Consider the following 21,976-nt stretch of genomic DNA (forward strand, 5'->3'; position numbering starts at 1 on the left):
CGTTTTTGGGTTGGCGGGCCTTTTACAGCGTGCCCGCCTCGTTCAGCGCCCGCAGCAGCGTATGGCGGTCGCGGATGAGATGCGCCTCGCGGAGGCTGGCCGCCAGCAGCTCGTCGTCAATGCCGAGCTCCTGCCGGCTGGACGGCCCGCCCGCGAGCCGGAGCAGCTCGCGGATGGCCGCCTCGTCGAGCACGGCAGCCAGCCACTCGCGCACCTGCCCGCCGTGCTGGCGGAGCGCCTCCGGCTCGCCGCCCGGATAGACGCCGCGCTCGGCGGCGTCATGGTAGAGGCGCGAAATCTCGGCGCAGGCCGCGCCGACCTTGGCGCCGTGCAGCAGCGCCCGGCGGCCCCGGCGCAAATACTCCATCTCCCAGTAATGGGAGAGATGGTGCTCCGCGCCGGAAGCGGGGTGCGACTGCCCAAACAGCAGCATGGCGATGCCGGACTCGATCAGCGCCGTCATCAGCACGGTGATGCCGCGTTCCGTGCGCTCGCCGATCTCGCGGGCATGTTCCACGCAGGAAGCCAGCGCCCGCTCGGTGATCAGCGCGGCCTGTTCGTTGTACGGTTCCCCCGCCGTCAGGCTGGAGAACTTCCAGTCGAACAGGGACGTGGTTTTGCCGAGCATATCGCCGAATCCGGCGGCCACCAGCGGCTGGGGCGCCTGCATCAGGATGCGCAGATCGGCGAAGATCGCAACCGGCGGCACGGCCGGCACGGTCTTTTTGGTCCCGCGGATGATCAGCGGGGCGCCGGCCGACGTAAACCCGTCCACCGAGGGGGCCGTCGGTACGGAGACGAACGGGATCCCGCTCTTGTGCGCGACGAAACGGACGATATCGTGAATCGTCCCCGAGCCGACCGCCACCAGCGCCTCCGTCATTCCCGGTTCAATCGCCAGCAGCAGTTGGATCAGCGATTCCTCGTCGGCCACCACATCGCCCGTTTCATTCGGCGCAAGCAAGCAAAGCGCCGGTTCCAGCTCCGCCTCGGCGAGCATCCGTTCGAGTTCCCGGCCCGCGGCTTCATAGGTGTTACGGTCCGCCGCCAGCAGGAGCCGGCGGCTGCCGCGCTCCCGCAAATACGGCGCCACCTGCGACAGCGCTCCCGCTTCGAGGACGATCCGTTCAAAAAACGACGTTTCTTTGACCATGGACATGGACATTCCGATTCCTCCCCACTCCGTTTACGTTCTTACTATAACGAAGTACTCTTATAACGCGGTCCAGGGTTCGGTTATTCCGCGGACTTCTTGATGGCCTTCAGCCGCTTCATCACATCGTTCTCCCCGCGGCCGAAGTAATCGTGCAGCTTGCTGTATTCCTGATACAAGCGCTCATAGACTTCCACGTTCGCCGGGATCGGCTTGAACGTTTCTTCCTTGACCCGGGCCATTTGCGACGCAGCGTCAATGATCGTATCGTAGCCGCCGGCTTCCGCGCCCGCAGCCACCGCCGCAAACATCGCGGCGCCGAGCGCCGGCGTCTGCTTGGAATCGGCGACAAAAATTTCGCGGTTCGTAACGTCCGCATAAATCTGCATCAGCAGCCGGTTCTTTTGCGGCAGCCCGCCGCAGGCGTACAGCGCATCCACCGCCACGCCGTTCGAGTGGAACGCGTCGACGATCTTGCGCGTGCCGAACGCGGTGGCTTCCAGCAAGGCGCGGTAAATTTCCTGCGGCTTGGTCAACAGCGTCATGCCGAGGATCAAGCCGGTTAAATCCGTATCGACCAGTACCGACCGGTTTCCGTTCCACCAATCGAGGGCGAGCAGTCCGGTCTGGCCCGGCTTGTATTTTGCCGCTTCCCGTTCCAGCCATGGATGAACACCGATCCCCTCTTGGGCTGCCGCTTCCCTGACGTAGGCCGGCAGAGCTTCTTCCACGTACCACTCAAAAATATCCCCGACCGCCGACTGCCCGGCCTCGTAGCCGTACAGCCCCGGGATGATGCCGTCTTCCACGACGCCGCACATCCCTTCGACCTGCTTCTCCTCCGTGCCCAGCAGCATGTGGCAGATCGAGGTACCCATCGCCATAACCAATTTGCCCGGCGTGACGACGCCGACCGCGGGAACGGCGGCATGGGCGTCCACGTTGCCCACCGCTACGGCGATGCCCGGTTGAAGGCCTATGATGGCCGCCATCTCCGGCGTAAGTCCGCCCGCGCTGGTGCCGAGCGGGATCACTTCGCCCCGCAGCTTCGTGTCCGTCAAATCTTCCAGCCGCGGGTCGAGCGCTTTGAAATACGCCTTGTCCGGGTACCCTTTCTGCTTATGCCAAATCGCCTTGTAGCCCGCGGTGCAGCTGTTGCGGACGATTTTGCCGGTCATTTGCGAAATGACCCAGTCCGTCGCTTCCAGGAACATGTCGGCCCGCTCGTAAATGTCCGGTGCCTCGTCCAGGATTTGCCACACCTTTGCGATCATCCACTCGGAGGAAATCTTCCCGCCGTAGCGCGGCAGGAAGTCCTCGCCCCGGGCGGCGGCGATTTCATTGATTTTGTCGGCTTCCGGTTGAGCCGCATGGTGCTTCCACAGTTTGACCCAGCTGTGCGGCCGTTCGGCGTATTCCGGGTCAAAGCACAGCGGCTCGCCCTTCTCATCGATCGGCAGCATCGTGCAGGCCGTAAAGTCGATGCCGACGCCGATCACGTCGGACGGATCGATTCCGGATTCGGCAAGGACCGCCGGAACCGATTTCCGCATAACCTCCAGGTAATCATCGGGATGCTGCAGCGCCCAGTCGTGTTCGAGCTTGATGCCCGAGCCCGGCAGAAATTCGTCGATGACATGGTGGGGATAAGGCGTGACATGGTCGGCAACCTCCCGTCCGTTGGACAGATCCACCAGCACGGCGCGTCCCGATTGAGTCCCGTAGTCGACGCCGATCGTATATTTTTTGCTCATCGCTAACCCTCCTGAACCGTTCAATTAATTTTATAAGTTCATGGCTATCCGTTATTTCTGGCCGTAATAAGCGTTGGCCCCATGTTTACGCAAAAAATGGCGGTCGAGCAGCGTTTGATCCATCGGCGGCGTGTCCGGATTGATTTGCAGCATCCGGGCGGCGATTTTGGCCACCTCCTCCAGCACAACGGCATTATGCACCGCGTTATGGGCGTCTTTCCCCCATACGAACGGGGCATGCGAGTGGACCAACACCCCGGGCACCTGATTCGGATCGAGGTCTTGGAACCGCTCGACAATGACATTGCCGGTTTCCAGTTCATAGGCGCCTTCGATTTCTTCTTTCGTCATCGGGCGCGTCACGGGAATCTCTCCATAAAAATAGTCCGCATGCGTCGTTCCGTAAGCCGGCAGCGCCCGCCCGGCCTGCGCCCAGCTCGTACCCCACGGCGAATGGGTGTGAACTACGCCCCCGATGCCGGGGAACGCGCGGTACAACACCATATGCGTCGGCGTATCGGAGGAAGGACGCAAATCTCCTTCCACGACCCGGCCCTCCAGGTCGACGACGACCATGTGCTCGGCTTTCAGCTCCTCATAAGGAACCCCGCTTGGCTTGATGACAAACAACCCGGTTTCCCGGTCAATGCCGCTGACATTTCCCCACGTAAAGGTAACCAGCCCGTATTTGGGCAGCTCCAGGTTGGCTTCCAGCACCTGCTGCTTCAGCGCTTCCAGCATGTTCAGCCACTTCCTTTCCCTTTTTTGATCGTTGCTCTTTCCTTATTCAAAAATATTATTGTACGTACAAGTCACCCGGCAAGCTCCCCCTTCCCTTCCTTTGATACGGAAGAGAAGGGATCACCCGTTTTTCTTTTAACGTTTATTTTCTGGTAATAACCGAATCCCGTTCAATCAGCTCGGGTTCATACAGAATGTCTTCATATTCGGCTCCGTCCTCGATCATTCCCACCAGCTGTCTGGCGGCCGTCTCGCCCATTTCGGTCTTCGGATGGGTGAGCGTAGTCAGCTTCGTCCCCGAGGCAACCGCCAGGCTGGAATCGTCGAAGCCGATCAGCGACAAATCTTCCGGAACGCGAAGCCCGCACTGGGCCGCGGCCTCCATCAGCATGACCGCCAGCTCGTCGTTGTAGCACACAAATGCGGTTGGCCGCTCCCCCCGCGGACTGCCGAGCAGTTTCAGGGCTTCCTGAAAGGGGAGGTCTTTTTTCTGCTCAGTCGTATAGGTAATCACCCGGTTGGAAACTACAGGAATGCCGTAGTCCTTATGGGCGGCCAAAAATCCCTTTAACCGGCCGACTCCTTGCAGGTCGTCTCTTTTGAAGAAACCCGCAATCCCCTCATGTCCCCGTTCGATCAAATACGACGCCGCTTTATAGCCGCCGCTTTCGTCGTTGACTTTCAGGCAGGGACACTCCAGTTCCCGGTATTTCTCGTTGATCATCAAATAAGGGATGCCTTTGGCCTGCAAATCCAGGAAGAACCGCAGATTCGGATTGCCTTCCGCGCTTCGGGTCGGCTCGATGATCAGTCCGCTGAGCGGTTGGCTGGTCATCAGCTGCAGGCTCTCCATTTCCTTCTCCTTGGCGTTGTCCGTGCTGCTGAGAAGGAGCCGATATCCCCTGCTGCGCAGCTCCGCCTCCGCCCCCCTGACGAGATGGGGGAAAATATAGTCGGAAATATACGTCGTTATAATGCCGATCGTCTTGACCTGTTCGCTGTCCCTACGCTGCGGGTTCCGGGCGAATGTGCCTTTTCCCTGGATCCGTTCCAGCCACCCGTCATTTTCCAGTTCGCCGAACGTCTGGCGCACCGTTTGCCGGCTGAGGCCGAACTGCTCCGCGATTTCGTTCTCGGAAGGGAACTGCGCGCCCGGCTGCAGTCTACCCGATTGCAGCCAGGACAGCAGCTCGCGCTTCAGCTGCATGTACTTTGGAATTTTGCGATTCTCCATATTTTGATCCATCCTTCATTTACTCCGGCCGCCGTACTGGTTGATGCGCGGCGCGCCTTTTGCACTCTAACCGCTATTGTATCACAGGCGGGGGCAAATCCGGAGGGGAGCGGTCAGGCGGTTATCTTAAGCGGTAAGCCGCGTCGCTCCAGCGGAGCTCGTTCTTGAAGCGGCGGATATCGGTGTCCTTGTCGATAATGACCGCTTCGATGCCGGCCAGGTCCGCCCAGTCGCACAGTTGATCGGCCGTCATGGCGAAAGACAGCACCGTATGATGCGCACCGCCGGCCAAAATCCAGGCCTCGGCGGATTCCCGCAGCGACGGCTGCGGCTTCCACAGTACGCGGGCCACCGGAAGCTTCGGCATCGGCTTCTCCACCTTCACGCCGTCGACGACGTTGACAAGGAGCCGGAAGCGATGGCCCAGGTCCACCAGCGAGGCGTTGACCGCCGGTCCATCCTGTCCGTCGAAGACGATCCGGGCCGGGTCTTCCTTGCCGCCGATGCCCAGCGGATGCACCTCGATCGTCGGCTTCGTCGCCGCGATGGTCGGACATACCTCCAGCATGTGCGCGCCGAGAATCATATGATTACCCGGCTCGAAGTGGTAGGTGTAATCCTCCATAAACGAAGTGCTCTTGTTATTCGCAAGCACCTTGAGCACGCGGGTGAGGGCTGCCGTCTTCCAGTCCCCTTCTCCGCCGAAGCCGTAGCCCGCTTCCATTAAGCGCTGCACCGCCAGTCCCGGAAGCTGCTTCATCCCGTGCAGGTCTTCAAAGGTCGTCGTGAACGCGCCGAACCCGCCTTCTTCAAGAAACCGCTTCATGGCGATTTCCGTCCGCGCCTGGTATGCGATGGATTCGCGGACCGGCCCGTCGCTCAGACCTTCTTTGGTGATCGTGTACTTGTCCGCGTATTCCTCCAGCAGCGCCTTCACTTCGGCGTCGCTGACTTCGTTCATCACTTGGACCAGATCGCCGATCCCGTAGCCGTTCACGGACCAGCCGAATTGGATTTGCGCGGATACTTTGTCGCCGTCCGTTACGGCCACTTCGCGCATGTTGTCGCCGAACCGCGCCACTTTCAGGCTGCGGCTTTCGGCATGCGAAACCGCCGTCCGCATCCAGGCCGCGATATCGCCGCGAACCTCGCCGTCCTCCCAATGGCCGACGACGATTTTGCGCGCGATGCCTAGACGGGCGCCGATATGGCCGTATTCCCGGTCGCCATGGGCGGATTGATTCAGGTTCATGAAATCCATATCAATCGATTCCCAAGGAATATCGCGGTTAAACTGGGTATGCAGATGAAGCAATGGTTTTTGCAGCTGCGCCAGACCGGCGATCCACATTTTGGCCGGGGAGAAGGTATGCATCCATGTGATTACACCGGCGCAAGAAGGGTCGCTGTTGGCCTGCTGCAAGAGATTGTAAATTTCATCCGGAGTTTTTACGATCGGCTTGAATACGACAGGGGAAGAGAACACCGGGTCCTGATCGAATTGCTCGGCGATAATCCGGGAATGCTCGGCGACCTGCTCGAGCGTTTCCGGACCGTACAAGTGCTGACTTCCGGTAACGAACCAAAATGAATACGGTTTCAATTTCATGTCTAAACGCCTCCTATATAAAGTAAAATGTTTCATCCCTTGTACATACAATAATTTGGATAACTTGATATATTATATTGTTGTACGTACAACTTCTGTTGTTCTTATTTTATTCCGACTTTGCTCAAATAGCAAGACTTAAAAAATCAATTTTAATAACGGGAAAACCTGCCGGTAATTTTCCGCTCTTGGCCATGAATGAGATTTACCTGAAAAAGCTCCAGCTATCTCACGGCCGAACCGCCGCTACGTTGCCAATATCCACAATTGTAGATATAAAGCGCCAACGTCGGAGATCTACACATTAACGGGAAAATCTCCCGTTAATGCACCGCTCTTGGCTCTTGGATCGGATTTAGCTGGTTAAGCTCCAGCTATTTCGCGACCCAATGGCCGATATTCAGAATTTCAGGCGAATTAACAGGAGGTTTTCCAGCTAAATTACCTCTCCCGCCGCATACGCACCAAATTAACGGGAAGAATTCCCTTTAATTCGAACCAAACAATAGTTCAGCCTATATAGCCGCAAATTCGGACGAATTAACGGCAGCTTCTCCGGCAACTTGCCCCTTGCCTGCAGCAGAGGCTCCCGATTAGCGGCGGAATTCCCGGTAATTGGATCGCTTTCATAACCAAAGCAGCCCCTGATGCTGATGCTCCCGGAGTGCTGCCGTTATAGTTGCATACCGCCTTCTGAACCCCGACAAGTGGGACGGCGCTTTTCCGCTTTAAATGCGGTGGCCCGCCCAGTCGGCCGCGTTTCGGATCAGTTTGCCGTAGCCGGAATGCTGGAAGGACGCCAGGTGATGTCCCGGCATCAAAAAAACGATCCGCCCGAGTCCGAACCTACGGGCCCAAGCCGCCGGCCAGTCGCCGCCTTCATCATCCCGGTAAGTCAGCAGGATTTCATGATCGCTGAACGGGTCGAATTCGAACCGGTATGGCTCCTCCTCCATCGTGAACGGAATTATGCCTTCCATTACGGGATGGGACGGACTGGCGACTTTAAACTCAAGCTCCCGGTATGGGGGATGTCCGGTAAAACGCGCCCCTATCATTTGGGCCGCCTCGGGTCGCGCTTGCAGGGAAATACCGCTGTGCAGCACCAGCAACCCGCCCCCTCCGGCGACAAAAGAAACCAGCCCCGCCGTCTGCTCCGACGTCGCCGGACGGTCCCAACGATCCGCATACGAGATGCAAAGTCGGGTCCCGGCGATTTGATCGCCGGTCAATTGCCCGTAATCTTCCGTCGCGGCAAACTCCCAACGTTCCTCCAAATGCTCTCGCAGCCGCCCCTCCACCGCGCCGAGCGGATGATACGGCGCTTCGGCATAATCTCCAATCAACAGTACCTTCGGCTTTCCGTTTGTCATCCCGGTCGTTCCCCTTTCCTTCTCGTGATACGAACTGTGATACCCGGCCTACCAAGGCAATGGCGCTCCATACGCATCAATGTATTCAGGCTGTTCTCCGTTCCTTGCTCCTTCGGCACTCCGACGCATGCGTTCCCTGATCAGGGAGATGATGTTCTCCGCCGATTCCGCCGGCGTCAGGTCCGCAGCCGCATCAAGTTCTCCCCGCATGTAAGTCCGGACCCACCCGGGATGGATCACCAGCACGCGTCCTCCCGCTTCCTTGATCCCGTTGAATACCAGGCTAGATTGCATATTGAGCGCCGCTTTGGACATGCAGTAAGCAAACCAGCCGCTCCGCTTGTTTTGCCCGATGCTGCCGGCTTCCGAGGAAATATTGGCGATCATTCTGGCTTCACCCTTCAACAGAAGCGAAAGAAACGCCTTGGTCACCCGCAAGGCCCCGAGCGTGTTGACATTGTAGACTTTCAGCATCTCTTCGAAATCCATCTTCCCTTCCCGGATGGTCGCTTCCGTGTCCCCCAAAATTCCCGCGTTATTGATCAAAAGATCAAGCCGCCCCGTCAGCTTTTCTACTGTTTCCGCCGCTTCCCGCACACTGTCATCGCTGCCGATGTCGAGCGAAACCGTCGTCAGACGGTCCGGATACCTCCGACTAAGCTCGTCCAACGCCGTTTCGCGGGGATTGTACCTGCCGGCAAACACGCGGCCGCCTTGCTCCAACAGCGTTTCGGCCAAGGCCAACCCGACGCCGTGATCCGCCCCGGTAACCAATGCCCTGATGTCCATGAAGCCTGTCCTCCTTGTAGAAGATCAAAATGAGTGCTGCTCAACTTCATTGTCCCCATTCCCCGCAGGTTTTGCAAGCGCTTTATTTTCACTTTCAACTTTCGTATCTGATTGCTTTGCACCAGCCCCCTAGCCGGACAAATGCCGATTTGGGCCAAAAAGATGCTAAAATGCAGGAAAAGCGGCTAACCCGTAACCCACAATTCCACGCCCCTCGTATCCCTGGAGTTCCCGCCCACCATAATGGTGACCCGGCAGGGGACCACGCCGAATGTCATATCCGGCTTCCAGACGGCCAGCTCTTCCTTACCCAAGCTGAACGTGATATCGCGCTGTTCGCCCGGAGCAAGCTCCAACTTCCGGAACGCTTTAAGCTCGGCGAGGCGGCGGGTAATTCCCGATTCGCGGGCCCGGATATACAGCTGAACGGTTTCCGCTCCGATCCGGCTCCCCTTGTTTTGCAGCCTTACCGTTACGGCTACTCTGCTGCCCTCCTCCAGAGCGGCTACGGAAATGTCGGGCTGCGACAGGCGCGGCTCTCCATACTCGAATTCCGTGTAACTCAACCCGTAACCGAACGGATACAGCGCCGCCGAGGGCATATCCACATAGACCCTTGGCCGGCCGGGATCTTTCTGATTATAGTAAACCGGGAGTTGTCCGGAAGAACGGGGAAGGGAGACCGGCAGCTTGCCGCTGGGGTTCGCCCCGCCGAACAAAAGCTCTCCGATCGCCCGGCCCCCTTCTGTTCCGGGATACCAGGCGCAGAGGACCGCCCCGCAGCTGTTCTCCCAATCGGCGATCACATGCGGCCGGCCTTGAATCAGTACGGCAACCGCCGGAGTTCCCGTTGCCGCCACTTCCCTGACCAATCGGGCTTGAAGCCCGCCGAGCGAAAGATCCGCCAGATCGACGCCTTCCCCGCAATCCATCTCCGCGGGATTTCCTCCTTCGCCGACCACAGCTTCTCCGTTGCTGTCAAAAATGCCGTCAAACCTGCGCGCACTGCTGCCGCCCAGCACCAATACGCATACATCCGCGCCCTTCGCGGCCTCCACGGCCTCCGTCAAGCCGTCTTCGGACCCGTCGCGGATACCGCAGCCCCGGGCGTAGACGATCTCCGTACCTTCCGGCGCCATCATCCGGATTCCTTCAAGAACCGTCGTGCCGATTCCCTCGCGTTGAACGCTCGTATAGTCGCCCAACTGGTTGTACAAGCTGTCGGCATTGGGGCCGATCACCGCGATTCTCGCGGACTTCGGCCCAAGAGGCAGCAGTCCTCCCTCGTTTTTAAGCAGCACGGCCGATTCGCGGGCCACCTGCAGATTCACTTCGCGGAGCTCCGGTTTGCCGACGACCGAGATCGCCCGCATTTCACTGACATAGGGGCGATCGAACAAACCCAGTCTGAATTTCAGCCGCAGCACCCGCCGCACCGCCCGGTCGATCAACGCCTCCGAAATAAGGCCCTGCTTCACCGCCTCTTCCAGCGTTGAAAACGCCGTATCCCACAAGCTTAGATCGACCCCTGATGACAGTGCAAGCGCAGCGGCGGACTCATGGCTTCCCGTCAGCGCCAGCAGCCGGTCAACCGCACATCCGTCCGCCATAACGATGCCGTCAAAATCCCATTCCTCCCGCAAAATCCCGGTCAGGAGACGCTCGTTCGCATGGCAGGGAATGCCGTCGATCTCGTTATAGGCGGCCATGAAACCGGCCGCACCCGCATCTTTCCCCGCTTTGGCGCCGGGCAGATGGATTTCGCGCAGCTCGCGCTCGCCGATCGGAGCCGGGCCGGCGTTACGTCCCCCCAGGGCGGTGCCTTGCGCGCATAAATGCTTGAGGACCACCGCCAATTTATCGCTCCCGGCCAGATCGCCCGGGCCTCCGCCCTGCATGCCCCAAACGGCCGCCTCGGTAAACCTGGCGGCCAAATACGGATCCTCGCCGAAGCATTCTTCGGAACGTCCCCAGCGCGGATCGTGAAGAATATCCAGCGCCGAGACCAGGCCCACATGGGCGCCGCGACTGCGGATTTCGGAGGCGACCATGCCGTAGGCCCGCTTCATCAACGCCGGGTTCCAAGTCGAGCCGACGCCCAAATTGACCGGCAGCATCGTTCCGTCCAGGGCCTGATGCCCATGGGGGCACTCTTCGGCGAGCAGAACGGGAATCCCGAGCCGAGAATGCTCGATAACGTACCGCTGCACCATATTGGCCACCTTGGCGCTGTCCGCGGCCGGAATGCCGTTGCGGTAGTCCACGCCGGACCAGGGATCGCTCCGGAACAATCCGTAAAGGGCCCCCATTCCTCCGCCCCAGGCCACTTCCTTTTTGAACTCTTCCGTAAGCTCGTATCCGTCTCCCATCTTGCGGTAAGCGTTCCAGCCGTACATCCGCTGGTTTAATTGTCCCACTTTTTCGGCCAGCGTCATTCTGCCGAGCAGATCGTCGATGCGTTCCTCTTCCGCCACGCGGGGCGATTTGTACTTTTCCATTCCACGTCTCCCTCGCTTCACAACAAGTAGTGCAGGTCCTCAGTCGATCTCGGCTGCCGCATCTTTGGACGCGCTGAGCCCGCGATATTCCTTCGGCGTCATCCCCGTATACGATTTGAACACGGAGACGAAATACTTGTATTCCTTGTAACCTACCTTGTCCGCGATTTCAAAAACCTTGTCGTGCGTGGTAGCCAGCAAAGTTTTGGCCTGTTCCATCCGCATTTCGTTCATGTATTCCGTAAAGCTTTTTCCCGTTCCTTGTTTGAAAATATAACTGAAATAGCTCGGTGTAATTTTCAACCAAGCCGCCACCTCGGAAGCTTTCAAATCCGTACCGTTCTGCTCGTTCATATATCTCTTCGCCTTCTCGATGATCCAATAGGATTTATCGATGCCATGCCGCTCGATTTGCTCCATCAGTTGGCGCATTTCTTCCCGGACGGCGTCTGCCAGGGAACCGTAGGTGTTAAAAATATTCAAATCCAATGCTCCGCGGTGCCCGTATTCCAGCTCGGTCATTCCGCTTTTGCGCAGCCGCTGCCGGAGCAAAGCGGACATTTCTTCGTACAAGCGCCAGATTTCTTCGGGCAAAAAACCTTCTTGGCGGAAAAAACAAAATAGCTCGGCAACCCGGGCGTCGATCCCCGCCGCATCCTGCCTCAGCATCGCCGTCATCAGACGCTGCGCCGCGTCGGCCGCGTCGAAGGCGGGAATCGACCGGTCGCGCGCGGCAGCTTTCCGATCTTCCGGCAGCAGAATAGTCTTGTTCTCCAGCACATGGAAAGGGAGCAGTCCGCCGGCTTCGCCGCAGCGGCTGGCCGTTTCCTCAAGGTCGTCATACGGCTCCGACATGCCGCAGTATAGCTGGGCTTCCCGGAGCTTCGGGCGCAAGGCCTCGAGCCACGGGTCCCACGTGGCCCGATCCATGTGCACATCGGATACGACCAGTGTAATGAGCAAGTTCTCATGGTCAAAAACGGAAACCGCGCGGAGAAACGGACGCGTGATTGCGGCATGCAGTTGATCGATCCAGGCCTCCTGGATCTCTTCGTACCCTTCAGGCGGGTGCTCGCCAAACCGCTCGTAAAAACGGTCGAGCTGCGTCGCCAAGATCCGGAACTGCGCGCCGCGCAAAGAGGAGGGGGCTTGCTTGCCGTAAGCGGTGCCATGGCGGGCCATATTCGACAGCCACAGTTCGATTTCGCGAACGCTCCCTTCTTTCGCTGCGGACCCGAGCGACAGGACGACTTTTTTTACCACATCGGTCAATTCGTCGATCTCCACCGGTTTGAGCAGATAATCGCTGACCCCCAACCGAATCGCTTGCCGGGCGTACTCAAAATCCTCATACCCGCTGATCATGACCACGCGGACTTCCGGAAACCGCTCCTTCAGACACTTTGTCAATTGCAGCCCGTCCATCCCCTCCATGCGGATATCGGACAGTACGAGATCTACCCCGTGTTCCTGAACGAGCCGCAGCGCTTCCGTTCCGTCATAAGCTTCGCCGACCACCCGGACGCCAAGCTTCTCCCAGTCGATCGTACAGCGCAAGCCTTCGCAAATGACAGGCTCGTCATCCACGATCAGCATGTTCACCAAGCCGCTTTTTCTCTCCAGTTTATTGTTCATGACGCTCACCACCATGATCTTGACTTTCTCCCGCGGGAACCCTCAAGCGTATCCACGTCCCCTGGGCGGAAGTGCTGATGACCTCCAAACCGTATTCCGATCCGAAAAAAATCGACAACCTCTCGTGAATGTTGGACATCGCCCCCTGCTTGTCTCCTTTTTTCCTGGAGCCTTGATCCATCCCTTTCCCGTTATCGATGACATCGATCCAGATCTCGCCGTGGGCCGCATAACAGTGCACCCTGATTTCGTTGACCGCCTTGGTCCGGTCAAAGCCATGCTTCAAAAAATTCTCTACCAGCGGTTGAATGGTAGCTTTCAGCATCAAGGTATCCTCCAGGCCCGCTTCCGTATACAGTGCATATTTCAGCTTATCCCCCAAACGCCGCTGCTGAAGGTACAGATAGGACTGTACAAACTCCATCTCCCGGCGCAGGGTTGTCTTATAACTGCCGTTATTGACGCTGGAACGGAAAAACTTCGACAGCATTTCGATCAGCTGGCTGGACTTCTCCGCCTTTTCCAGCCTGGCTGTCCATCTTATCATATCCAGCGTGTTGTACAGAAAATGGGGGTCCATCTGATTTTGCAGCAGCTTGAGCTCGGATTCGCGCTCCCGCAGCTCCAGCTTGTACTTATGCTCGATCAACCGCTGAATCGTCGCGACCATCTCGTTGAATTTATGGTTCAATTCCGCGATTTCATCCCTGGATTCGATCGGGACGCGTACCGTGAAATCGCCGTGCGTCACCCGGTACGTTTCTTTCTTTAGCCGCAGAATCGGCATGATAATCGTATAGTGGAACCCGATCAGCGCGGTAAGACCAAGCAGCAGGATGGCACCCAGAATAAGCAGCATCAGCAGTTTGACGCCCTTAAACTCTTCCGACACCGTCGTCTCGGGGATCATGGCCACGATATTCCAGCCGGTGTTATCCATGGAGGAGAACAAAGTCATATAGGCTTTTCCGTTTACCTGATAGAAAAAAAATCCTTCCTGCCCCGAGTCAAGCTTGCCCAACATCGCTTCATCGGGAACAAAACGATCGCCCAGTTCATCCTTCGACCGCAGGATCACCCGCCCTTCGGGACCGATGATAAAGACCGTCCCCGCCCCGTCCTCGAAAATTCCTTTTTCCAGTAAATCCACGATGCTCGCCTCATCCATCCGGATGGTCAGCCGGCCCGTCGGTTTCGTGATTTCACTGTAGGAATTCAAAATCCGGAACATGGAGAGAATTCGGACCCCTCCATTCCAATCACTATTCAAGCTGTATCCTTCCGTCCAACTAATTCCGCCTTTACGGGCCTCAGCTTGTCGTTCCCATCGGGACTCGTCACCGTGGAACGGCTCGCCCATCTCGATAAAACTTCCGTTGTAACCGGCGATTTCGATCGAACGGATATAGCTTCGCGACATGAGCTGGAAGGTAAGAAATTCTTCAATATTCTTCTTGAGCTTGTCCCGCTGATCGCTGGTGAGCGGTGGGGAGCTTCTCAGAAACGACCGCATGTCCGGACTCAGGATCAGATAGTTGGCGATGTCCTCGACCCTTCTCGTTTGCTCTTCGAGCTGATTGGCCACATTGTCCAAATTTCGCTTCGTGGAGTTCACAAACTGATCCCTCAAAATTTGATTAAACTTGTACTGCACCACAACGCCGACGCCAAATGTCGGCAGGATCACAAACAGCAGGAAGATCACCAGCGCTTTCCGCTTCAGTCCGAAGTTCCCCAGATATTTTCGGTAATGTCTCTTCATGGTGACTCTTCCCTTTCGTATGCCTCCCCGGATCAGCCCTTGACCGCTCCCGCCGTCATCCCGTTGACCAGTTGTTTCTGCAGCAGCAGATAGAAAATCAGGATCGGAATCAACGCGATCGTGAGCGCCGCCATCTGCAGGGTCAGGCTGGCGGTTTCAATGCCGACGAAGTTGGCCAGCCCAAGCGGCAGCGTCTTAAGTTCCGTTGAAGTGATCAGGACGAGCGCGAACAAATACTCGTTCCAATTATATATAAAATTCAAAATAATAACCGTAGCCAGCGCCGGTCTCGTGATCGGCAATATGATCGACCAGAAAATACGGTACACGCCCGCTCCGTCCATAACTCCCGATTCTTCGAGGTCCCTGGGAAAGCTGCGCATGAACCCTTCCAGGATAAACACGGTCAACGATAAGTGAAACGCCGTATAAGGCAAAACCAGCGACCAATAGGTATCGAGCAGACGGAGCTTCTGCATGATCAGGAAGATCGGGATCAGGGTGGCATGAATCGGCACCAGCATTCCCAGCAAGAATGCCCCGTAAGTCAGCCCGCGCAGCTTAAATTTAAACCGGGACAGAAAATAAGCGGCCAGCGCCCCGAGAAGCACGGTTATGATCAGGGAGGCGAAAGTAATAATGATACTGTTTAAAAAGTAAACGTTCATATTCGCCACTTCCCAGGCCTTTGCGTAATTGGCGAACTGCAGGGTTTTCGGAAACGAAAACGGCCCCGCGGCGTATTCCTGCTCGGTCTTGAAGGAGTTGACCACCATCCAGAAGAGAGGAATTACATTAATAATAGCGAACAGGCACAAAAATGTGTATGCGAATAACCGGAACAAGCCCGACTTTCTTTTCATCCCGCGTCCCTCCTTCCCTAAGCCTCTTTCTCCCGGCCGAGCCGGTTGATCACGGAAATGACGATTAAACTAAAGAGCAGAACCAAAATGGACACCGCGCTTCCGTAGCCGTAACGCATATTGATAAACGCGCTGTTGTACATGTAAATCGTCATGACTTCCGTCTGATGCGCCGGGCCTCCGCCCGTCAAAATCTGAATCAGGTCGAACACCCGGAAGGAGTTGCTGATACTGTACACGACGCCCACCATAATCGTTCCCCGGATCATCGGAATCGTAATGCGGAGCGTCCGTCTCCACCCGGTAGCCCCGTCGAGCTCGGCCGCCTCGTTCACTTCCTCCGGAATATTTTGCAGCGCGGCCAGGAAAATAACCATGTACAACCCGCAATTCTGCCAGATGTACGCGATGCTGATCGACAGCATCGACCATGTCGAATCGCCCAGCCAATTCCGTCGCCAGCCGTCCAGCCCGACCATACTGAGCAAATTGTTCAACATGCCGTATTCCGTGTTGTACACCATGCCCCAGATCAGGGAAACCATGACCGAGGAAATGACGACGGGCATAAATCCGATCGTCCGGAAGATCCCCGAGCCCTTCAGCCCGCGGTTGAGCAGTAGCGCCAGGAGCAGGCCCAGCGGGAGTTGGCCGATCAGGCCGGTGACCATGATGATGACGTTGTTCTTCACCGACAGCCAGAAGGTGTCGTCAGTTAAAATTTTCAAATAATTATCGAAACCGGCAAAGGTCATCGTGCCGATCCCGTTCCAGTTCATCACCGAGTAGTACAGCGACAACCCGATCGGAACGATGGCAATCCCCAGATAAATCACCAGCGCCGGGAACAAGCCAAGAAAAATCGCAAATTTGGTCCCCTTTAAGGTCTGCATTCGGTTTCCTCCTTTATCCCTCCCGTTTTCAAACCCGAGGAATGAAGAAAACCCGGTTTATCGGGTTTTCTTCATCGGCTGCGGATTCTGCTTCGGATGATTGTTTGCTCCGCCTAGGTCAGTTCAGGTTATCCATCGCTTCCTGGACTTCCTTCGCCAACTCTTCCGGCGTTCCCCGGCCTACCGTCAGCGCTTGCAATCCGTTTTGGAGCACATCCACCACCTGGGTCGGAACGACGCTGTCAAATACCGGTGCCGTGCCGTTGCCCGTCAATTCCAGCATCTCTTTCAAATATTTGCTGGCATCCTCGGGAATTTCCACCTTCGCCGGCACCACGATGCCATTTCGGATCAATTCTTTGTAGAGGTCTTCGTTCACGAAGAACTTCAAAAACTCCTCGGCCGCCTGGCGTTTCTTCTCATCCAATCCGCTCTTGATCGAAATGCCGTACTGCACCACACCGGCGCTCTTGGCCGGATCGCCTTTGCCGCCGTTCACGCTCGGGAACAGGGCGATCCCGAATTTCTCCCCTTCGCTGTTGGTAATCCGCACTCTGCCGTCAACCGTGGAGGAGGAGATGTGCATGGCCGCTTTTCCCTGAATAAAATAGTCCTGCGCCTGAACCGAATCCATATTGTTCGCGTCGGTGTTGAAGGCGTCCAATTTCGTCAGTTCATCGACAACAGCCAGCGCTTTAACAAATTCCGGATCGGTAAATTTCGCTTTCCCCGCCAGGACGGCCGGCAGGAAATCACTGCCCGTAAAGCGGTCGCCAATAATCGAAATATAGGACGATTGCAGCGGCCATTGCTCCTTATTGCCCAGAGAAATCGGCGTGATGCCCGCCGCTTTCAGCTTTTTGACCGCATCGATAAATTTATCGTAAGTGTCCGGGAATTGATCGTAGCCAACTTGGGCAAACATTTCTTTATTGTAGTAAATAATGTCGACAAAAGTCTGTTTGGTCGGAACCGCATATTGTTGGCCGTCCACGTTGAAACCGGTTAGCGCGCTCTCCGGAAGAATGGAGGTCCAATTTTCCATCAGATCGTTAATCGGCTGCAGCAAATTCCCGGCCACCAGCGGGTCAAGGTCGGCTCCCGGCCATACGACATTGATATCGGACAGGTTGTTTCCGGCGGCCAGGGTGCGAAGCTTGGTTTTGTACTGGGCGGCGGGGACGCCGTCCTGCTTAATCACGATATTGGGATGCTGCTTTTCGAATTCCGCGATCCGGGCTTTGTATACTTCATTGTCAACGTTTGGCGAAGTCCAGGGATGCATCATGTTCAGCGTAATCTTCTCGGACTCCGTTCCGGCACCGCTTCCGCCGCTTCCGCCGCTGCCCTGTGCATCGTTCTTGCCACAAGCTGCGGTAAAAAGTGTAAGCAGCGCGACCAGACCTAGAAGCAGCATTTTCTTGCTTTTGTTTGTTTTGTTCATAACCAACCCTCTTTTCGTGATATTGGAATCGATAAATAAAATCTAACAAATCATGATGTTTTTCTTGCCTTAATTCGTTATATAAGTGATTATAAATCTGTTCCTTATTTGTCTATATCCCATAAATTTACGATAATATCCAAATTAATTAAGATAAGTTATAATTATACGTAATGAAATATAACATAATATAACATGGGTGAACTAGAACATTGGCGGGCTGGACGCTTGGCCATTTAATTAACGGGAAACCCTCCCGTTAATTTTCTGCTATTGTACCTTGGTCTTGATTTAGCTGGAAAAACTCCATCTATTTCGCGGCCCTAACCGTCGATAACCCAATTTCAGATGAATTAGCAGGAGGTTTTCCAGCTAATTTGCTTCTGTAGCCGCATAATCACCAAGTTAACGGGAGGTTTTCCCGTTAACTCCCCCCACCCCCTCTCGCGTTATTTCAAGCATACGGTAAGCGGTTACAAACCACTTTGGAAAGTAACCGCGCTGCGGCGGTCAGTTCCATGTTTACTGTTATTTAATTTTCCGGCTCGTTCAAAATATAATCGACCAGCTCGTCCAGCGGGACTGTGGCCAGCGCGATCGCCGTGTCGGTTACCCCGTAGTAAATGTACAGCAGTCCGTCCTTCACCACATTGCCCGTCGGGAAGATGACGTTGGGAATCTGATACCCGAACTTCTCGTAATAAGTTTCCGGCTCCATGATAAAATTCCGCGTCCGGGCGATGATTTTTTCCGGGTTCTCCAAATCCAGCAGCATAGCTCCGACCCGGTACACGACTTCGTCATCCACCCCGTGGTAAAGGACCAGCCAGCCGCGGTCCGTTTTCACCGGCGGCGTCGATCCGCCGATTTTCCGAGACTCCCAAGCGGGATTTTCCCCTTTGGCCAGCAGCTTCGGTTCATCCCAATGAATCAGGTCGTGGGAATAGGTGATCCACATCCCGGCTTTTTCCGTGCCGTATTTTTCGCCGACATATTCCTCGGGGCGGCGGAGCAGCACGTAGCGGCCGTTGATTTTTTCCGGGAATAAAATATTGTCCCGATCATTAATATCCAGCGGCGTCGTATCGGCCAAAAACTCCCAATCCACGAGATTTTTGGAGGCCAGAATCGAAGAACGCGTCAGCCAGTGCCCTTCCTGCTCGCCCCAACCGTCCGGGTATTTCGGGATGGAACGCTCGGGTACGCCCCGGCCCGTCGGGTAATAGCTCATCGCACACGGACGCAGCGCATAGTTCAAATAAAAGGTATCCTCTATTTTGACAATACGCGGATCCTGCACGCTCCCGTACGGAAATCCCAGCATATCCGGCGACACGATGGGCTCGTCCTTGACGTGCGTAAAGTGAACGCCGTCCTCGCTTTCCAGCAGGCCCAGGTAATTTTTGCAAGGTGTCAGCGATCCGGCCGTCCTTTCGATCATATAGAACTTACCGTTATCGATAATCACCGCAGGGTTGAAAACGGTTACCATCCGCCATTCATAACCCCCAGGGACCACGATCGGATTATCCGGATGTCTCTTAATCTTCATCTGAATGCCTCCTCTTGAACCACTTATAGGGTTATTATAAAGCGCATTCAAAATGCAAAATATCCTGTAGACTTTAGAAAACGTCCGAATAATAGGGGTGTTTTTTGGGAAACAAAAAAGCGGGACCGCTTGGCGCCCTTGCCAATCCGTCCCGTCGCTTATAGGCAAGCCCACACAGGCTCACTTTTACACGTCATAGTTCACGATGTAATTCTGCAGCCCTGTATTGTAATAGCCGATGCTCAGCTCGATAATCCTTCCCCGTCCGTCACGGGAATAGCGGCTGCGTTTCAGGACGGGGGTTCCCGCCTCCAGATCCAGCATTTTCGCCACCTCGGGCCCGGCCAACTCTACGCCGAATTCGTCCCGCAGCCGGTCCAGGGACAAGCCCTGCTCTTCCAGCAGCTCATACAACGATTGATCTTTCATATCGGCCAGTTCCAGGCCTTCAAGCTCGATGGTCAAATAGTGCACGTAAAAAATATACGGCTGATCGTTCAAATCATAAAGGCGCTCCATCCTCAAGCAGCGCGTGCCGAACGCCCGGTACAATTCCGTTCCTTCCTCGTTCGACACGATTTCCGTCCGCAGCCACCGCTTGCGGATCCGGTGTCCGGATTCCACGAGAATTTCCGTGAAATGCTTCCCCTTCGACAGTTTGGAGGCCGCTTTATTCCGGATGACTTTCGTACCCTTCCCGCTGCCTTTCTCCAAATAGCCTTCCTGAACCAGTTCACTGATCGCCGCGCGCACGGTTATTTTACTGACGGAAAATTCTCTCTCGAGCAGCGGTTCGGACGGAATGTTGCTTCCCAGCGCGTAAACGCCGTGCAAAATACGATCCTTCAAAATTTGTTTGATTTGCAAATATAACGGCCGGTCTTTTCGGGACAAGCTCATGTTCACTTCCACTACCTTTCCACATCGCCTATACGGCTGTCGATCGCCCGGAACACCTCCGCCTCCGAAGCCATCGGGGTATCGCCGGTGACCGTATGGGCCAGCATCCCCGCCGCAGCCGCGAAGTTCACGGACCGCTCCGGCGGAAAGCCCTCCAGTTCCCCGTGGATGATGCCGCTGGCAAAAGCGTCTCCGGCTCCAATCCGATCATGGACGGAAAAGGTCAGCCGCCGGGAAAACGCAAATTGCCCGTCTTTGTAAATAAAGCCGCGCAGGGAGTGGGAATTATCCGCGTGGATATCCCGGTTCGTTCCGGCAATGACCCTGATTGCGAATTTGTCGGCCACCGCCGGAATCAGCGCCTTAAGCCGGTCCTCCCTCGTCTCCTTCTCCGTATTCATGCCGAGGGTGAGCATGGCGTCCTTCTCATTCATCAAGACAATGTCCGAAAGCTCCAGCATTCGTTCATAATGCGGCCGTGCGGCGAGGTAGCCCCGCTCTCCCCAGAGCGAGGGACGGTAGTTGCAGTCAAACACCACCGCTCCTCCCCGCTTTTTGACGGCTTGAGCCATGGCCAGCATATGGCCGCGGACACCGTCGTTCATGGCCAGCGTGATGCCGCAAAAATGGGCCGCGTCGACGGAGGCCGCGATGCTTGCCCAATCATAGGTCCCTTCCGGCGCGGTGTTGAAACTGCTCTCCTGCCGGTTGGTATAGGTAACCCGGCTCGGCCGGACGCCGAAGCCGTTCTCCAAAAAATACATGCCCAGATAGCTGCCGCCCCGCTGCACGAAATCCGCGCCGATTCCGAGCTTCCGCAAATAAGCCGCCGCCGCGTCGCCGAGCGGTCCGGCAGGCAGGCGGGTGACGAGGTACCCGGCATGGCCGAACCGGGATAACGCCGAGGCGATATTTACGCCGGTCCCGGAAAAAGAGTAATTCAGGACGCTGGATTGCGAAAGCAGCTCAACCCCCGGCACCTGAAGGCGCATCATGACTTCGCCGAACGCCGCGATCCGTTTAGGCATAGGTATCCGCCAACTTTTTCATCGTGCCGAGCAGGGCGCGTACGTCCTGAACCCGGGTTTCGCCCGTCTCCTTGTCGATAATGGAGGAATACACGTGAGGAATGACCTGCCTTACGCCCGCCTCCAGGGCGATGCGCAAAATGGTCTCGAAATTGTCCATATCGATGCCGCCAGTCGGCTCCAGCGCAAAACCTTCCTCGGCACAGGCCGAAGCGACCGCCCGGTACTCCTCTTCCCGGCTAAGGCCCTGCATCGGGAAATATTTGAGCGCGTTGCCTCCCATATCGCGCACGAGCGCAATCGCCGCAGAGACCGGTACGATCGCGGCTTCCCCGCCGGCCGCGCTGACCGGCCCCGTGGAAATGTTCACGTACCCCGGACGCCCGGTCGGGGACACCAGGCTGTTGATCCAGCTGTCCTTCCCGCCGAGGTTGACCCGGGTCGCTCCTACCGCCGGAAACACCTGGTTGATATGGCTCCCCGGGTAATGCTTGGCGATCTCCGCCACGACGGCCGCCTGCCGGTTATCTCCCGCGCCGAGGCCGATGGAGACCGCTTCATCGATTTCCTTGCCGTAGGCCTTCATCGCGGCCACGGCTTCTTCGACCGTGGGATAAGCCTTGGAAAGCACCCCCACCAAAACATGGCCTTCCGCCGCCGCAAACACCTCCTTGGCGTTGGCGATATCCTTCGCCAGTACATTTAAGGCCACACGATCCTTATAGAAACGCTTTGCGATTTGCGACAT

17 protein-coding genes are annotated in these 21,976 nt (G+C 56.5%); all 17 read right to left on the reverse strand.

Features of this window, described 5'->3' with window-relative positions; all coding sequences use genetic code 11:
• Nucleotides 1-22: 22 nt before the first annotated feature.
• The 17 genes from V4U84_RS13850 to dagF all read right to left on the reverse strand — a co-directional run bounded on the left by V4U84_RS13850 (nt 23) and on the right by dagF (nt 21,976).
• Nucleotides 23-1,165 (reverse strand): sn-glycerol-1-phosphate dehydrogenase, encoded by a 1,143-nt coding sequence (locus tag V4U84_RS13850; RefSeq protein WP_416367245.1) that lies wholly within the window; start codon nt 1,163-1,165, stop codon nt 23-25.
• A 71-nt stretch (nt 1,166-1,236) separates the two neighbouring features.
• Nucleotides 1,237-2,907 (reverse strand): ribulokinase, encoded by a 1,671-nt coding sequence (locus tag V4U84_RS13855; RefSeq protein WP_334075256.1) that lies wholly within the window; start codon nt 2,905-2,907, stop codon nt 1,237-1,239.
• Nucleotides 2,908-2,958: 51 nt separating this feature from the next.
• Entirely contained in the window at nt 2,959-3,648 is a 690-nt protein-coding gene (gene araD / locus V4U84_RS13860; RefSeq protein ID WP_334075255.1) for an L-ribulose-5-phosphate 4-epimerase, read from the reverse strand.
• 142 nt (nt 3,649-3,790) lie between these two features.
• The gene (locus V4U84_RS13865; protein ID WP_334075254.1) at nt 3,791-4,882 is read right to left on the reverse strand and encodes a GntR family transcriptional regulator; all 1,092 of its coding nucleotides are present in this window, start codon (nt 4,880-4,882) and stop codon (nt 3,791-3,793) included.
• 121 nt (nt 4,883-5,003) lie between these two features.
• Nucleotides 5,004-6,491, reverse strand: a complete 1,488-nt coding sequence (gene araA / locus V4U84_RS13870) for an L-arabinose isomerase (RefSeq protein WP_334075253.1) — start codon at nt 6,489-6,491, stop codon at nt 5,004-5,006.
• Nucleotides 6,492-7,219: 728 nt separating this feature from the next.
• The gene (locus V4U84_RS13875; RefSeq protein ID WP_334075252.1) at nt 7,220-7,864 is read right to left on the reverse strand and encodes a ThuA domain-containing protein; all 645 of its coding nucleotides are present in this window, start codon (nt 7,862-7,864) and stop codon (nt 7,220-7,222) included.
• 48 nt (nt 7,865-7,912) lie between these two features.
• Nucleotides 7,913-8,653 carry an SDR family NAD(P)-dependent oxidoreductase gene (locus tag V4U84_RS13880; protein WP_334075251.1) on the reverse strand — a complete coding sequence of 247 codons (741 nt, stop codon included), beginning with the start codon at nt 8,651-8,653 and terminating at the stop codon, nt 7,913-7,915.
• 185 nt (nt 8,654-8,838) lie between these two features.
• A complete protein-coding gene (locus tag V4U84_RS13885) occupies nt 8,839-11,151 on the reverse strand; it encodes a glycoside hydrolase family 3 N-terminal domain-containing protein (protein WP_334077345.1) in 2,313 nt (770 codons plus the stop codon).
• A 39-nt stretch (nt 11,152-11,190) separates the two neighbouring features.
• Nucleotides 11,191-12,786 carry a response regulator transcription factor gene (locus tag V4U84_RS13890; protein WP_334077346.1) on the reverse strand — a complete coding sequence of 532 codons (1,596 nt, stop codon included), beginning with the start codon at nt 12,784-12,786 and terminating at the stop codon, nt 11,191-11,193.
• Nucleotides 12,776-14,548: a sensor histidine kinase gene (locus tag V4U84_RS13895; RefSeq protein ID WP_334075248.1), complete on the reverse strand. Its 1,773-nt coding sequence runs from the start codon at nt 14,546-14,548 to the stop codon at nt 12,776-12,778. Before V4U84_RS13895 ends, V4U84_RS13890 begins: the two co-directional genes overlap by 11 nt.
• A 32-nt stretch (nt 14,549-14,580) precedes the next feature.
• Nucleotides 14,581-15,411, reverse strand: a complete 831-nt coding sequence (locus V4U84_RS13900) for a carbohydrate ABC transporter permease (protein WP_334077347.1) — start codon at nt 15,409-15,411, stop codon at nt 14,581-14,583.
• 17 nt (nt 15,412-15,428) lie between these two features.
• On the reverse strand, nt 15,429-16,304 hold the full coding sequence (locus V4U84_RS13905; protein ID WP_334077348.1) for a carbohydrate ABC transporter permease: 876 nt from the start codon (nt 16,302-16,304) through the stop codon (nt 15,429-15,431).
• A 118-nt stretch (nt 16,305-16,422) separates the two neighbouring features.
• Nucleotides 16,423-17,748, reverse strand: a complete 1,326-nt coding sequence (locus V4U84_RS13910; protein ID WP_334077349.1) for an extracellular solute-binding protein — start codon at nt 17,746-17,748, stop codon at nt 16,423-16,425.
• Nucleotides 17,749-18,280: 532 nt separating this feature from the next.
• Nucleotides 18,281-19,300: a glycoside hydrolase family 130 protein gene (locus V4U84_RS13915; protein ID WP_334077350.1), complete on the reverse strand. Its 1,020-nt coding sequence runs from the start codon at nt 19,298-19,300 to the stop codon at nt 18,281-18,283.
• A gap of 186 nt (nt 19,301-19,486) precedes the next feature.
• The gene (locus V4U84_RS13920) at nt 19,487-20,212 is read right to left on the reverse strand and encodes a GntR family transcriptional regulator (protein ID WP_334077351.1); all 726 of its coding nucleotides are present in this window, start codon (nt 20,210-20,212) and stop codon (nt 19,487-19,489) included.
• On the reverse strand, nt 20,212-21,228 hold the full coding sequence (locus V4U84_RS13925) for a sugar kinase (protein WP_334077352.1): 1,017 nt from the start codon (nt 21,226-21,228) through the stop codon (nt 20,212-20,214). Before V4U84_RS13925 ends, V4U84_RS13920 begins: the two co-directional genes overlap by 1 nt.
• Complete coding sequence (gene dagF / locus V4U84_RS13930; protein ID WP_334077353.1) at nt 21,221-21,976, reverse strand: 2-dehydro-3-deoxy-phosphogluconate aldolase; 756 nt, start codon at nt 21,974-21,976, stop codon at nt 21,221-21,223. The genes V4U84_RS13925 and dagF overlap by 8 nt, the downstream gene beginning before the upstream one ends.

Source organism: Paenibacillus sanfengchensis (assembly GCF_036864765.1).
GTDB classification, from domain to species: domain Bacteria; phylum Bacillota; class Bacilli; order Paenibacillales; family Paenibacillaceae; genus Fontibacillus; species Fontibacillus sanfengchensis.